This is a genomic window from Syntrophobacterales bacterium (assembly GCA_031274925.1).
Classification (GTDB): Bacteria; Desulfobacterota; Syntrophorhabdia; order Syntrophorhabdales; family Syntrophorhabdaceae; genus PNOM01.
Window position 1 is genome coordinate 51408 of the sequence record JAISPL010000053.1, and the last position, 14628, is coordinate 66035.

The 14628-nt window shown below is 47.8% G+C and carries 8 protein-coding genes and 1 tRNA gene; 3 read left to right on the forward strand and 6 right to left on the reverse strand.

Going from position 1 to position 14628, the window contains the following annotated elements; all coding sequences use genetic code 11:
• Positions 1-8: 8 nt before the first annotated feature.
• The 6 genes from LBQ00_08770 to LBQ00_08795 all read right to left on the reverse strand — a co-directional run bounded on the left by LBQ00_08770 (position 9) and on the right by LBQ00_08795 (position 10744).
• Positions 9-1205 (reverse strand): type II secretion system F family protein, encoded by a 1197-nt coding sequence (locus tag LBQ00_08770; GenBank protein ID MDR2018936.1) that lies wholly within the window; start codon positions 1203-1205, stop codon positions 9-11.
• On the reverse strand, positions 1205-2734 hold the full coding sequence (gspE, locus tag LBQ00_08775; GenBank protein ID MDR2018937.1) for a type II secretion system ATPase GspE: 1530 nt from the start codon (positions 2732-2734) through the stop codon (positions 1205-1207). Before gspE ends, LBQ00_08770 begins: the two co-directional genes overlap by 1 nt.
• Before the next feature lie 235 nt (positions 2735-2969).
• Positions 2970-3752, reverse strand: a complete 783-nt coding sequence (locus tag LBQ00_08780) for a PTS sugar transporter subunit IIA (protein ID MDR2018938.1) — start codon at positions 3750-3752, stop codon at positions 2970-2972.
• 2 nt (positions 3753-3754) lie between these two features.
• A complete protein-coding gene (gene mgtA / locus LBQ00_08785) occupies positions 3755-6424 on the reverse strand; it encodes a magnesium-translocating P-type ATPase (GenBank protein MDR2018939.1) in 2670 nt (889 codons plus the stop codon).
• Between the two features lie 417 nt (positions 6425-6841).
• Positions 6842-7318, reverse strand: coding sequence for a MarR family transcriptional regulator (locus LBQ00_08790; protein ID MDR2018940.1), 477 nt, complete (start codon positions 7316-7318; stop codon positions 6842-6844).
• A 15-nt stretch (positions 7319-7333) separates the two neighbouring features.
• Positions 7334-10744, reverse strand: a complete 3411-nt coding sequence (locus LBQ00_08795; GenBank protein MDR2018941.1) for an acyl-[ACP]--phospholipid O-acyltransferase — start codon at positions 10742-10744, stop codon at positions 7334-7336.
• 585 nt (positions 10745-11329) lie between these two features.
• Here LBQ00_08795 and LBQ00_08800 point away from each other — a divergent pair.
• The 3 genes from LBQ00_08800 (at position 11330) to LBQ00_08810 (ending at position 14451) form a co-directional block, all read left to right on the forward strand.
• Positions 11330-11854, forward strand: a complete 525-nt coding sequence (locus LBQ00_08800) for a hypothetical protein (GenBank protein ID MDR2018942.1) — start codon at positions 11330-11332, stop codon at positions 11852-11854.
• Positions 11855-12210: 356 nt separating this feature from the next.
• A tRNA-Arg gene (locus tag LBQ00_08805) sits at positions 12211-12284 on the forward strand.
• A gap of 328 nt (positions 12285-12612) precedes the next feature.
• Positions 12613-14451 carry a toll/interleukin-1 receptor domain-containing protein gene (locus LBQ00_08810; GenBank protein ID MDR2018943.1) on the forward strand — a complete coding sequence of 613 codons (1839 nt, stop codon included), beginning with the start codon at positions 12613-12615 and terminating at the stop codon, positions 14449-14451.
• The last annotated feature ends 177 nt before the right edge of the window (positions 14452-14628 follow it).

The window sequence follows — 14628 nt, forward strand, 5'->3', positions numbered from 1 at the left end:
GCTTAACCTCAGAACGGCATATCCGTGATGCTGAAAATTGCCATGAGCATGGAGATTACGATAAACCCGATGACAAGACCCATTATGAGAATCATGGCCGGTTCTATGAAACCCACGAATCTCTTAACCGTATCCCTCAGGCTCTTCTCGTATGCAGTGGCTACTTTAAGGAGCATCGCATCAAGCTGTCCAGTTTCCTCACCGACCTTTATCATGGAAAGGGCAAGGGGGGGAAGTACTTTCGCCGCGGCCAGCGGGACGGCGATACCTTTGCCTTCCTTGGTTTCTTTGGCGACCGTGTCCAGACCGGAAGCGATCACCTGGTTGTTGATGACATCTTTGGAATTATTTAGGGCCTGAAGGAAGGATACCCCGCTCCGGAGCAAGGTCCCTAAGGTGCGGCAGAACCGAGCGGTCTCGAGTTTCCCCACCACATCCCCAAGAAGGCGGAGTTTCATTGCGTCCCATTGATACTTTCCCGACGCCGTTTTCACATACATCTTGGCCGCTATCCACGCACCTGCGATTAATGCCATCCCAAGCCACCAGTAGGTCCTCATACCTACGCTCACCGCAAGGAGAACTTTGGTAGGCAACGGAAGGTTGCCTCCAAGTTCCGTAAATATGACGGAAAATTTAGGGAGCACGAAGGTGAGCAGTATAATGATCGAAATGCCGCCGGTGAGGCTCAGGATCGTTGGATAGATCATGGCCGAGAATATCTGGTCCTTCAATTCCTTCGTCGATTCGAGGAACTCGTTCAGTTTGTCAAGCACCACTTCGAGCACACCGCCGGCCTCGCCCGCCCTTATCATGTTTATGTAAAGCCGGGGAAACGTCTTCGGATGTTTCTGGAGGGCGTCGGAAAACGAACTTCCCTCCCGTATGGATTTGAGGATGGACTGTACTATCTCCTTCATATCCTTCCCCTCGGAAATCTCGGAAAGGATGTTGAGGCCCCTGTCCAATGGCAGTCCCGCTGAAAGAAGAACCGACAATTCAGCGGTGAAGGTAAGGAGGTCCCCCTTGGACCGCTTGAAGCTGATCTTCGCCTTGAGGCCTTTCTGTTTGGGCGCCACCACCTTGAGGGGGATCATGCCCGTGCTCTTCAGCTTCTCTATGGCGGCTTTTTCGTCGGCCGCCTCAACAATACCCTCAAGTGGCTCACCGGCCATGGTGGTGGCCCGGTAAGAAAAAACTGCCATTACACCTCCTGAGTGACCCGCAAAACCTCTCTCAAGGTCGTTGTCCCTCTCTTTATTTTTTCGACGCCGTCCTCAAGGAGGGTTTTCATGCCCTGCGCCCTTGCCACATCTCGGGTCTGTATGGAATCGGCGTTCTTGAGGATCATCTTTCTGACTTCCTCGTTGACCACAAGGAGCTCAAATATACCTTGCCTGCCGTAATAGCCGGTGTTAGCACACGCTTCGCACCCTCTTCCCTTGAAAAGGGGCGTATCTTTACTCAGACCCAGCATGTCAAGTTCATTCTGGTCGGCACCTGACGTGTCGAGTTCCTTGCATTTGGGACAGATGACTCTCACAAGCCGCTGGGCAAGAATCCCCCGCACTGTGGACGAAAGGAGGAAGCTCTCGACCCCCATGTCTAAGAGCCTCGTGATGGCGCTCGGTGCGTCGTTCGTATGGAGAGTGGAAAAGACTAAGTGGCCCGTGAGGGCCGACTGAATGGCGATTTCGGCAGTTGCTAAGTCCCTGATCTCGCCGATCATGATGATATCAGGATCCTGCCGCACGATATGCCTCAAAGTGTTCGAAAAATCAAGGCCTATCTGGGTCTTTACCTGTATTTGGTTTATACCTTTGAGCTGATATTCCACAGGATCTTCGACGGTAATAATCTTTTTGTCAGGGGAATTAACCTTGTCCAAGGCCCCGTAAAGGGTTGTGGTTTTTCCGCTTCCCGTGGGACCAGTGACCAGCACAATGCCGTTAGGCTTGTTGATAAGTCCGTTGAAGGTGGAAAGGATCTCGGGTAAAAACCCCAGCAGATCAAGGTCTACGACCACGCTCTCTTTGTCTAAGATCCTCATGACCACACCCTCTCCGTGTACTATGGGGATGGTCGAAACCCTGAGGTCGATCTCTCTTTCACCCACCCGGAGTCTGATGCGTCCATCCTGGGGGAGCCTCCGCTCTGCGATATTCATCTTCGACATAATCTTTATCCTCGAGACGATTGCTGCCTGCAGCCGCTTAGGCGCAGTCTCCGCATCATGGAGCACCCCGTCTATGCGGTATCTTACCTTCAGCTCATCTTCAAAGGGTTCTATATGAATATCGCTTGCTCTGCTCTCCACCGCCCTAGAAATAAAGAGGTTACAGAGCTTAATAATGGGAGCCTCCGAAGCAAGGTCTTTAAGGTGGCCTACATCCTCTTCCTCATCGCGGATGAATTCCAGGGTTTCCCCGTCGTCCATGTCTTCGATGATGCCCTTGATGTTCTGCGATTCCTGACTGTAGAATCTTGATATATACTCGTCGATGAGCGTCACGTCACTCGTATAGACGACAACATCACTACCGACTGCCACCTTCAGGGAATCAATAATCTCCCTGTCCGAGGGGTCGGCCATAACTACCTTAAGCGTGTTGTTCTTGAAGTCGAGGGGGATTACTTTGTTTTCCCTGATGAACCGATATGAGACTCCATCAAGAACGAATGGTACCGTGGGAAACTGGTCAGAGCCGAGAAACAGCGCATCGTCTGTCGTCATATATAACCCCCCGATATTCCAGATATCATTCCTGACAGTATAACATAGTTGGAACCATGGGGCAAATAAGCCGGCTACAACCAGATTAATAACGAAAAACTAAGGAGGTGGGTCTTTAATCTTACGGGTCTAATTCTCCGCACCTTGAGGCATGCGTTGCCTGATAGTCAGTCGTAAACCCCGAACCCCTGTCGCTTGCCGACGGGGAGGTTCATCCTGCGCCGTCTCCCGCCGTTTAAGTCATATCTTTTATGGCAAGGCAATCGTAGATTATGCGATCCGCCTGGTAGACCATCTCCCCTCGCTTCACCACGCGCCATCCCCCGTTCTGGTAAATGCCGTTGTTGGCGATCCCTTCAATCAGGCCTTGCGCGTTATCCAGGGATACAGTGAGCTCATGATTCTGGGTGAGGACCACGGACTTTGATCCTGGACTTGCAACAAGCGTCACCGGCTCAATGACAAACCTTGAAAGGTCTCTGACAGGCGCCGTCTCCACAGTCGCCTTGGTCTGGAGCTGGATCATACGCGCACGGGTATCAGGACCGGCAGCCTCGCTTGTCGCACTGATAAGGTCAAGGAGAATATCCCTCACGTCGTTCAACTCGGCGGCGGCACAGAGTTTATCCATCTCAGCATATGTCGTAAGAGCTCTCGCGAGGGTTGAGACCTCTCTCAGGTAGTGGTTCCGCTGGTCGTCGGGCACAAGGAACATGGCGATGATTGAGACGGGAGTTCCGCCGGGGGCGCCGTAGTCGATCCCTACGGGACTCCATCCTATGACGCAGATCAGGTCCCCTTCACCTGAGATTCTGGCGTGGGGCACTGCCCATCCCTTGCTTAAGGCCGTATTCACCGTAGCTTCCCTTGCCGTTACGAGACCAACGACATCGGTGCCGGAACGGACCGATGGTATGGCCTCGATAATGTGGGCAAGAAACTGTAAGGCGTCATCCTTATTATTGTCGGGCAACTCAATGAGCCTTCCTTCCTGTAATGCATCCAAAAGGGTATTCATGGTCAATCACCTCCATAACGTTTGAAGAACCAGTTCTTCACGCCGTGTGTCAATACAGCGTACATGATAAGAAAAACGGTGATCCAGAGCCAGTAGGAGAGAGGGAGTGGCGCCATGCCCAGGGTCGATGCGAATGGCGAGTATGGCAGCCAGACACCGATAGCCATAATGGCGAGCGTTGTGAGGGTAAGATGGACCGAGGCGCGGCTCCCGATAAAGGGGATCTTCCTGGTCCTGATGATATGGACAATGAGGGTCTGGGTAAGGAGGGATTCCACGAACCATCCCGTCTGAAAGAGCCTCTCCAGCATTTCCTTGTTCTGAGGAGTCGTGGCCGTATTGACGAAAGCGTTGCAGTGAAAAAAGAACCACATAAGCGCGAAGGTGGCATAGTCGAAGATGGAGCTTACGGGTCCGATGAAAGCCATGAAACGCTTGACATTGCCGATGTTCCATTTTAGGGGTTTGGCTATGAGTTCGTCATCGACCTTGTCCATGGGAATACCGGTTTGCGAAAAATCATAGAGCAGGTTGTTCGTCAGGACCTGTATGGGCTGCATCGGCAGAAACGGCAGCAAATAGCTCGCGCCTAAGACGCTGAACATGTTTCCGAAGTTAGAACTCGCACCCATCCTGATATATTTGACGATATTCGCAAAGACCTTCCGTCCCTCAATAATACCTTCTTCGAGAATGAGGAGGTTCTTTTCGAGAAGCACGATATCCGCCGCCTCTTTTGCTACGTCGACCGCTGAATCGACCGATATGCCGACATCGGCCGCCTTGAGGGCGGGGGCGTCGTTTATGCCGTCACCCATGAACCCGACGACATGACCTTTTTGCCGCAGCGTCCTGACAATTTCTTCTTTCTGCGCCGGCGTGAGCTTGACAAACACATCCTCTTCCATTACCGCCCGGGAAAACTCCTCGGCGGAAAAACGGGAAAGGTCTCCGCCCGTGACGATCCGATCGGTGGTAAGACCTACATCCCGACAGATCTTTCTCGTGACCAGGCCGTTGTCACCGGTCAGCACCTTGACTTTCACCCCTGCTCCCTTCAGCAGCTTCAGGGCCTCAGTGGCGGAATCCTTGGGAGGGTCGAGGAAGGCGATATACCCCAAGAGAACAAGATCCGTTTCATCAGCCACCGTAAATGAGGTCTTATCCCTTGAGAATTCCCGGTAGCCGATGGCGAGGACACGATAACCATCTTCGTTGAAATCCTCTACCGCCTCAAAAAGGTCTTCCCGGATTACCCCGATGAGCGGATAGATCTCCTCGCCGATCTGGTAATGGCTGGAACAGGCGTATATCTCCTCAACCGCGCCTTTGCATATGAGGACATGGCTTCCTTCATAGTCGACCACCACCGACATACGGCGGCGCTGAAAATCGAAGGGAAGCTCATCGACGAGACGGTTCTGATCCACGTAAAGGTCTGCTGAATCAAGGACAGCGCGGTCAATGAGACTCTGGAGGCCTGTCTGAAAATAACTGTTCAGATAGGCGTAGTTCAGGACATCCTCGCTTGAGTGGCCGGTGATGTCCACATGCTGCTCAAGAATAACCCTATCCTGGGTGAGAGTCCCCGTCTTGTCCGTACAGAGAATATCGATGGCCCCGAAGTTTTGGATGGAAGGGAGGTGTTTCACTATGACCTTCTTCTTCGACATGGTGAGCGCACCTTTGGCGAGGTTCACGGTGACAATCATGGGCAACATTTCTGGCGTAAGTCCCACCGCTACGGAAAGGCCGAAGAGCAGCGCCTCCATCCAGTTGCCTTTTGTCAGGCCTACGATAAAGAAGACGGCGCTGACCATGACGATCATGAATCGGATCATGAGCCATGTGAAGGACTTGACGCCAATATCAAAGCTCGTCTGTTCGGGCCGAATGGCGAGGCGGGCCGAGATGGAGCCAAAGACCGTCTGCATGCCAGTATTTATGACCACCCCGCGCCCTGTGCCGCTTGTGACGTTACTTCCCCTGAAACATGCATTGGGCAGTTCCCACGGAATACGGCCTGCCGATACCGGACCTGGATCGGAGGTCTTCTCCACCGCCATTGATTCTCCGGAAAGGGAAGATTGGTTGACAAAAAAATCTTTCGCCGTAATGAGGCGAAGGTCTGCCGGGACTATCGACCCCGCATGAAGGAAGACGATATCTCCGGGGACGATCTCCGAGACCCTGATCTCGATCTCTTTGCCGTCCCTTAGAAGAAGAGTCCGGGGCTGGACCCTTTTGCCGAGAGCTTCCACCGCAAGGTTTGAGCGCCTGTCGATAACGTAGGCAAGCCCTATGCTAAGCACGACCATGGCGCTTACAATCGCCGTCGACTTAATCTCTCCGATCAGGGCTGATACAACCGCAATAACCAGAAGCTGAATCACAAGCGGACTCTTGCATCGTTCCAGAATATCACTCCAGAAGCCTCTCCGCCTGATATGAGCCATTTCGTTGGGACCGTATTCATCAAGGCGTTCTTCGGCCTCTTCAGCGGCAAGGCCTTGAGGGGTGGCGCCAAGGGCGTCAAGAGCTTCAGATACGGGAAGAGTGCAAAGCTCGAAGAGGCGCCGTTCACTATCCGGCGCCGCAGCCGGACCTCGTCTTGCTCCGGACCAATCGGCTGTATTTCCTGAATCTCTTTTGAACGAACCTTTCCCCATCATAAATCACCATTCCGATCAAAAATGAAAGGAACGACGGAGACATACCGGCCAAGAATGGAGGCGTACAACTTGAGAAAGCAAAGAGATGACGCTCGCCCAAAGCCTCCCGTACGGCGAACCATGTTTTCTTAAATAGTTTTCTTTAATACTGCCGTTCTTGGTATTTCTGATGCAAAAGCGAAGATGAGGAAACTTAAAGTACTCTCCTCCAGAACCGCCAGGCCCATGAGGAGAGAAAGAGTCAGAGAACCCGACTCACGACATGAACAGGAGCGATTCTGCTCCGCATATTAAGCATTGACCGCCAGGGTCATCTTCCATCGCGTGTACCGCTCCTTTCATAGGTAATAATATATTTAATTTAGGTTAAAAAGTACCCCCTGTCAAGCTAAATGTCCCCCAAGCGGCGACATACCATTACACATCATTCGTAAGCGCCTCAAGCCAATCGGATAAAACCTTGGATAAAAACGCCTGATTTGCTTTGGGGACAAGGTCAACAATCTCTCGCATCATCCTGTCATACCCCGGCCAAACAGTTTCAATGAAATTACGCCCTTTTGGCGTAATTTTAACAATATTTTCTCGGCGATTGTTCTTATTCTGCGAAACAACCAGCATTTTTTCTTTCATCAAATTATCCGTTAAGCGCGTAATGCTTCCGGGCGAAACAATCAAGTGGCTTCCTATTTCTTTTTGATTCAACCCCTTGCCCTCGTTTTGGAAACGCACAGCCATCAGCACGTTAAACTGCTGTAAAGTTACGCCATATGCCCGAAAAAACTTATTGATCCTTTTTGTCGACATATTATAAATCAGCGCCATCACATAGGCGACATTCTCGTAATCGCGTTTTTTTAGAGGGTCAATACCGTATTTTTTCAAATTAACCATTTTATTGCCCTCCTTCTACAGTTCTTTTGCGGCTTCTTCATTCAACTTAACGTAATCCGTCTTGCCTGTTCCTATTATTGGCATAGTATCCAACACTACAACCTGCTTTGGTACGGCAAGCTCGCTTATTCCGGCAGATTTGAAACGCGCTGCCACATCCAGCCTTGTTATTTCTTTGTTCGTTGTGAACAAAATCAATTGCTCTCCTTTTCTATCGTCTGGAACGGCTACAGCTGCGTGCATACCATCGCTCCAATAAGCAGAGATTTCAGTTTCAACGGCTGACAGGCTTACCATTTCTCCTGCAATTTTGGCAAACCGTTTCGCACGGCCCAGAATTTTCACAAACCCTTCGTTGTCAATATTCACAATATCGCCTGTGTCGTACCAGCCGTCATCCAGCGTTTGCAGTATACCTGGTTGTTCAGGCTTCAAATAGCCTTTCATAATATTCTGCCCCTTGACAAACAGTCGACCGCCATTTTCTACTCCGGGTACTTTTTCAAGGCGGGATTCAATGCCCGGCAGCAAACGTCCTACTGTTCCCAATTTGAAATTCATGGGTAAATTGAGAGATAAAATCGGAGCCGTCTCAGTCGCTCCATATCCTTCAAACAACCGAACGCCAAACCTTTCAAACCATGTCTTAAAAGTTTCTTCTTTCACTTTTTCGGCGCCTACAAGTGTAAACCGTATTGAATAAAAATCGTAAGGATGCGCTGCTTTTGCATAACCACGCAAAAATGTATCTGTTCCAAACATAACAGTCGAGTTTGTATCGTAAATCAACTCAGGCACGATTTTATAATGCAAGGGAGACGGATACATAAAGACCTTGACGCCCCCAAGCAACGGCAACAGCATACCGACTGTCAGTCCAAACGCATGGAATATCGGCATTGCATTAAAAAAGCTGTCCAGCAATCCTATGTCAGCAACAGCATTGAACTGAGCGCGGTTGGCTTGAATATTCCTATGGCTTAAAACAACTCCTTTAGGCAGTCCTTCCGAGCCGGATGTAAACATGACAACCGCCGCATCGTCCGGCTTCACCTTGGCGGCATATCGCAGAGGCATCTGCGCTTTTGCAAACGCCGCTGCTTTATCCCAAAAACCAATTTCTTTTTTAACATCTTCCAAGCTGATGACTTTAATGCCTTCAGTCTCTAAGGCAGCAACAACTTCTCCCAAATGTGCTCTTTGAATAAATTCGAAAGATGTGTAAACCGTCTTGATTTTCACTGCTTTTACAGAGGCTAAAATACTCTTTACACCGCCTGAAAAATTAATCATGCAAGGTATGCGGCCGTATGCATGCATTCCAAAGAAAGCAACAACAGCCGCATTCGAACCAGGCAGCATAAGCCCGACATATTCTCCCTGCCGCGTTTGGTTGGCCATTGCTTTGCCTAAGGTAAAAATGCCTGTCATCATTGAAGCAAACGACAATGGCTTGCGCGATAAATCTTCTAATACCTTTTTCTTGCCGCCGACAAGATTAAACGCATCAACAAGGCCCTCAAACAAACTTTTGTCCGGGATTGTACTCTTATACTTGGTTTCTGCCATAATGGCATACAACTTTGCCGCTGCATCCAGACGTTGTGCTTTCCCAAACAAATCTGGATTCATTTGCATTTTTTGCGGAGGCAGAATGTTCATCTTGATACGGCTTGTCGGCCTCTTTTTGAATTTACGTGCAAAATGCCCAAATATAGAGTACTGCGACCCGTCAATATAAACAGGCAAAATAGGAGCTTCGGTTTTGCTTACAATCATAGCGGAACCAGGATAGACCTTCATAAGACCGCCTGTTGTCGTAATTCTGCCTTCCGGAAAGACAACGACTTTTTTCCCTTGCTTTACTTCATTAATAATGGATTTCACTGCCATTGGACTCAACGGATCAATCGGAAAGTGTTTTACCAAATGCAGCAAAGGACGCATCCACCACTGTTTTGCAACGTGCGAGTTAACTGCAAAAAACACACCCGGCAAATACGCCCACATCAAAGCTACATCCAGAAAAGAAGTGTGATTTGCCACAATGACAGCCTCTTTTGGAAGTTTTTTAAAGTTATTCAACCCCGCAACCTCAACTTTATAAAATACCTTTAAGAGACGCAACACAACAGAACGGATTAAATGTTCCGGCAGCAATCCGCAAATATAAATTGCAACAAAGGCATTTGCCACGGCTAAGCAAAGAAAAACATTAGCAATACTTAAATTCATAGATAACAAAAACGCGCACACTCCTGATCCGGCCACCATAAAAAGCGCATTGATAATGTTATTTGTCGCAATGACCCGAGAGCGGATTTTGTCTTCAGCAAATATTTGCAACATCGCATTCAAGGGCACTATGAACAATCCGCCGCAAACAGCCAATAAAAACAGATCCAAAGAAATGCGTATTCCTACGCCTGACGTCAGAAAAGAATCTAATGTTTGAACGTCTCCCGTCACAGTGATGCCCAAACTTGAGAATGCTAAATCCAGTAAAAAAATTGTCATCAAAATAGAGCTTATCGGCACATACCTGCCGGATATTTCACCCTTTAATAACGATTGACACCAAATGGCTCCAACGCCGATACCGCATGAAAACAATGTTAATAGAAAAGTATAAACATTTCCGTCAGCGTTAAGGACATTTCGGGAAAATCCTGGGATTTGCGAGATTAAAACCGCCCCAACCAGCCAAAACCAGGACAAACCCAGAATGCACAGCAAAATCTCCCTTTTAACCGCCGCGAATTTCATATTTACAAAAGTGGATTTCAAAAAATTAAAACTGATTTCACTTTGAGGCGCTGCCGCCTTAACATTCGGAATAAACAAACTGGCAATCAATCCTGTAACAGCCACAGAAACAATAAAAATGGACGTTAGAAATAATCCGGATCCTTCGCCGGACATTATTAAACCGCCAATGATAGTCCCTTGCAAAATAGCCAAATATGTGCCTGCTTCAAAAAAGCCGTTTCCTGCCAGCAACTCTTTTTCTTTTAAGATATCAGGCAGGATGCTGTATTTCGCAGGGCCAAAGAAAGCCGAATGAGCGCCCATAAGGAACAAAACAGCAAGCAACATGATTGGATTTTGAACAACAAAACCGCATACCGCCAAAGATACGATGATCACTTCACACAATTTTAAAATCTTGAAAATCAAATCTTTGCGATATTTGTCCGTAATCTCTCCTGCTAATGCAGAAAACAAAAGGAAAGGCAGCATAAATAATCCAACCGCCAGGCTTGTAATAAGCTGCTTGCTGTAAGCTGATATATCAACCAGTTTATACATCACGAAACCAGAGAACGTAGCCCGAAACAGATTGTCGTTAAACGCGCCTAAAAATTGGGTAACAAATACTGCCGAGAACGCCTGTTTTTTAAAGATTCCAAATCCTTTTGCCGGCATTTTTATTCCTTTATTTCAACATGTTATTACAAACATATCCATCATTACACATATTAACAGTTTATATGTCAACTGTTAATATGTAAATTGTTTTCATAAAAATCTGCTTTGCCCTGAGTAGCGACCATGCCCATCATTACTATCGTATTTATATAAGGAATTTTGTTTATCCGAGCAGGCAATAAATTTCTCTTAAACATCATAGTTTTGATATACCAATATATAGCCTATAACTTTTGTGCATCATTGCCATCAATATGCGTGAGACCGGAAAACAAGCTGGCCTTTGGAAGAAGAGAGTGCTCGAATGACATCAATGGTTTCTTCACCTGTTTTCGGCTTAAGGGCTTTACGTTCCATAAGGAATATGCAAACTGCCAAGCTATTATTGAAAGATGTACCTCGCTTCACGGTAACGCAAATGAATTGACATTGTACGCTTCGGCTGCCCTTTGTTTTTGTGAAATCGTGTGTTATATTTATTTAGTATATGTTTAGAAGCCGCGAGAGGAATAGATGGCGCGGCCCCAAGCGCGGAGGTGAGCGATCAGACGGATAACGTATGTTTTATTGTGCGTCTTTTTTATGGTGTGTCTCTTTGCGGGCGCCGGCTTCAGCGCCGAGGCGCCGGAACAGAAACAAAGGACAGCCGACATTACAAAAAAGACCAAAACAGATACTTCCCTTTACTCCTATTATCAGAAACACCTGAAGCCATATTTTCAAAGCTCCCGGCCAAAGGAGGAGGAGATATGCAATAAGGAACCAAGCGAGAGCACAACCTCTTCCGGGACGCCGATGGGAAGCCTCACGCTGAGCAGATCGAAGGTCAATGGCGCCGATTCAGATTCAGCCCAGCAAGAGGCAGACGCCGAGCAGACTACATATTTAACGCTGAACAGGATAGACAGTATCGGTCTTGACGCGATCAACAAAACATTTGCGAACCATTACCGAAAGGAATATATAGCGGAGCTGGCCCTGGGCGTAAGGCTGCCCCGTCACACAAACCTCACATTCGGCAAAGTGCAGAAATTCGAGCGTTACGAGGACACTCCTTGGGAAACCCATGATAACGGCTGGATGATAAGGTTGAAAAAGGACTTTTAATCGACGGACTGTCTGTAACGCCTCGCCATACCTGTTTTGCAGGTAATACCTCCCTATCCGATCCCCGTTGTTTTACGCTCAAGGATATCTCTAGCGCCATAACGCCGAACAGTGCACTGGAAATCAGAATGCGCCGCCATAAACCTCGAATATGCTCCGCTCATTGATGAATTTCCTGATCTCAAGCATTATTATGAAGATCCCTCGCATATGCATGTATGAGAGCAGCCGCCTTTCTTTAAGACTTACGTCTTATGACTGCTGATATGTTATATTTTCCAAAAAACGCTATGGATCAAGGAGTCAACTTTTGCGATTATTTTGGCCCGGGATATGATATAATGAACAATATGCGTGCGCCCGTAGCTCAGCTGGATAGAGCGTTGGCCTCCGGAGCCAAAGGCCCCGCGTTCGAATCGCGGCGGGCGCGCTTAAAATAATCAGAATTTTTCTTAAATCCTCGAAGCGGTGAGGACCGCCACTGCTCTCCTGAGCCAAAGGCTAGCATTCAATCACGGTATTCCTTAAGGTGTTTTCTGCTAAGCGACGAAGGCCGTATAGATATTCATCATAATGCGGCGGACTTGGAATTTTCTTGTCTTTTAACAGCTTCCTGCGGTAAATTATTGAAAATTCAAGTTCAATATTTGCTCTATTAACCTGCCCCCTTTTAAAACAAATCCAAATGATGGGGGCGCCTCGTTACCGCCACACACTTGCTTTTATGGCAGGCCAGTGTTTGTGGAGAGGATAGCGATATGGATGCTAAAAAATATTTCATCAGTTACACAGGGCGTGATAAAGCGTGGGCAACCTGGATTGCAGGCGTCTTGGAAGAACGTGACCAGACCGTTTTGATTAAGGAATGGGATATGCGCCCAGGGGATAATTTTATAACCAAAATGGATGAGTTCCTGCAGAAATTTGATGTTTTTATTGCCGTTCTTTCAGAGGCATATTTGAAATCCCCGTATTGTATAGAAGAATGGACAAACGCGTTTGGCATTGCGACTAAAGAAAAAGACAAAAAAAGAGCGATAATTCCCGTCAGAGTTACAGATGTGAAGCCTGACGGACTTTTATATGGATTAGTATATATTGATTTATGCGACATCCATAATGAAAAAAAAGCGGAGCAGGAACTTCTATCCGGCATTGGCCTGGAAGAAGTGTCCCGGGAGAAACCCTCTTTCCCACTAAATCCGCCAGCAAATTTGCAAGCGCTGCTTCCCGGCAACCTTCCACAGAACAACCTGCCGGAACGCAATCCGTATTTTTCCGGGCGTGACTACGAATTAAACGAAATACATAAACAGTTCAAGTCCTGTGTTACAGCCAAACAGATCATCACCGGTTTAGGAGGCGTAGGCAAGACAGAGATTGCCAAAGAATATGCCCATCGTTCTATAAATGACTATAAAGACGCTATCTGGCAGGTTCACGCGGAAACTGAAATGACCGCTTTCAATGACTGCCTTCAATTTGCCGACACCTTCGGCCTTATACCAGAAGGCATGGACGAAGCGCGGAAGCTAAACCCGAAGCAATTGGGCAGACGCTTGAAAAAATGGTTTAAGGAACACAACTCGTGGCTTTTCATTTTTGACAATGCAGAGCAAAGAAAAGATATTGAGCCTTATATTCTAGGTATACCGACAGGACATATTTTAATTACAACGCGCAATAACGACTTAATGCCGGGGAAATCAATTGAAATTGAACCTTTTACTTCCCGTGACGCGGTGCAGTTTATACGTACACGGCTTGACAGGCATCAGGATTTAATCGACAACGACTTGGCCGCACTGACAGAGCGATTGAACTACCTTCCGCTGCCTTTGGAACAAGCGGCGGCATATATGAAGCGTACTCGCGAAACCTGCTCGGCCTACCTGGCCTTATTGAATAAAGATGGGGCAATAAAAGCGCTTGAATCAAGCCTGGGTAGACCGGCAAACTATCCTCGTCCCGTGGTGGAAGCCCTCGCGCTTTCTTTTGACAAGTTGAGTGAAAGCGCTAAGCAATTGTTAAGTCTCTTTGCCTATATGTCGCCGAATGGGATTCCATTGGATTTTTTCGAGCGGCAGCGGGAAAAACTCCCTTCCCCCTTAAGTGAAGATTTGGGGGATGCTTACAAACAAGATGAGATTATTGCGGAATTGCTAAAATATTCTCTGGTAAAGCGGGATGGGAATGTTTTTTATATCCACCGTCTTGTGCAGGAGATTCGCCGTGAACAGATTAAAACTCACGGAACGGATTGGCTATATGTTTGTATGGAGGCGGCAATAGGTGAAATACCGACATTAGACGATTATGGCCGTCTGGAATCGCGCAAACAGTTTGAACAGATTGCCCCTCACGCTGCCGCTATAGCGCGATACGCGGAGAAGGCATATATCGGTAACACCGATAAAGAAGAAAAGACGGCGCTGCTATATCATCAGTTGGGAATAGGCAGTGACAAACTGGCACAGTACGGACAGGCACTCACGTGGTATAAGAAAGCTTTGGCGATCTGTGAAAAGGTTCTGGGCAAGGAGCACCCGGGTACCGCCACCACGTATAATAACATTGCATTTGTCTACGGTAATTAGGGCGATTATCCCAAGGCGCTCACGTGGTTTAAGAAGGCTTACCGGATATTACTGCATAAATTAGGAGATACGCACCCAAACACAAAAGTTGTGAAAGAAAATATGAAGGCCGCATATCTCAACACTGATCGTAAGGAATTGTTTGAGGACTGGTTTCAAAGAATGTTTGATGTTTAA

Bases quoted from the DNA above. Each gene is read 5' to 3' on its own strand.
- LBQ00_08790 (MDR2018940.1), bottom strand. From the start codon at position 7,318: ATGGTTAATTTGAAAAAATACGGTATTGACCCTCTAAAAAAACGCGAT.
- LBQ00_08800 (MDR2018942.1), top strand. From the start codon at position 11,330: ATGGTGTGTCTCTTTGCGGGCGCCGGCTTCAGCGCCGAGGCGCCGGAA.
- LBQ00_08770 (MDR2018936.1), bottom strand. From the start codon at position 1,205: ATGGCAGTTTTTTCTTACCGGGCCACCACCATGGCCGGTGAGCCACTT.
- mgtA (MDR2018939.1), bottom strand. From the start codon at position 6,424: ATGATGGGGAAAGGTTCGTTCAAAAGAGATTCAGGAAATACAGCCGAT.
- LBQ00_08810 (MDR2018943.1), top strand. From the start codon at position 12,613: ATGGATGCTAAAAAATATTTCATCAGTTACACAGGGCGTGATAAAGCG.
- LBQ00_08780 (MDR2018938.1), bottom strand. From the start codon at position 3,752: ATGAATACCCTTTTGGATGCATTACAGGAAGGAAGGCTCATTGAGTTG.
- gspE (MDR2018937.1), bottom strand. From the start codon at position 2,734: ATGACGACAGACGATGCGCTGTTTCTCGGCTCTGACCAGTTTCCCACG.
- LBQ00_08795 (MDR2018941.1), bottom strand. From the start codon at position 10,744: ATGCCGGCAAAAGGATTTGGAATCTTTAAAAAACAGGCGTTCTCGGCA.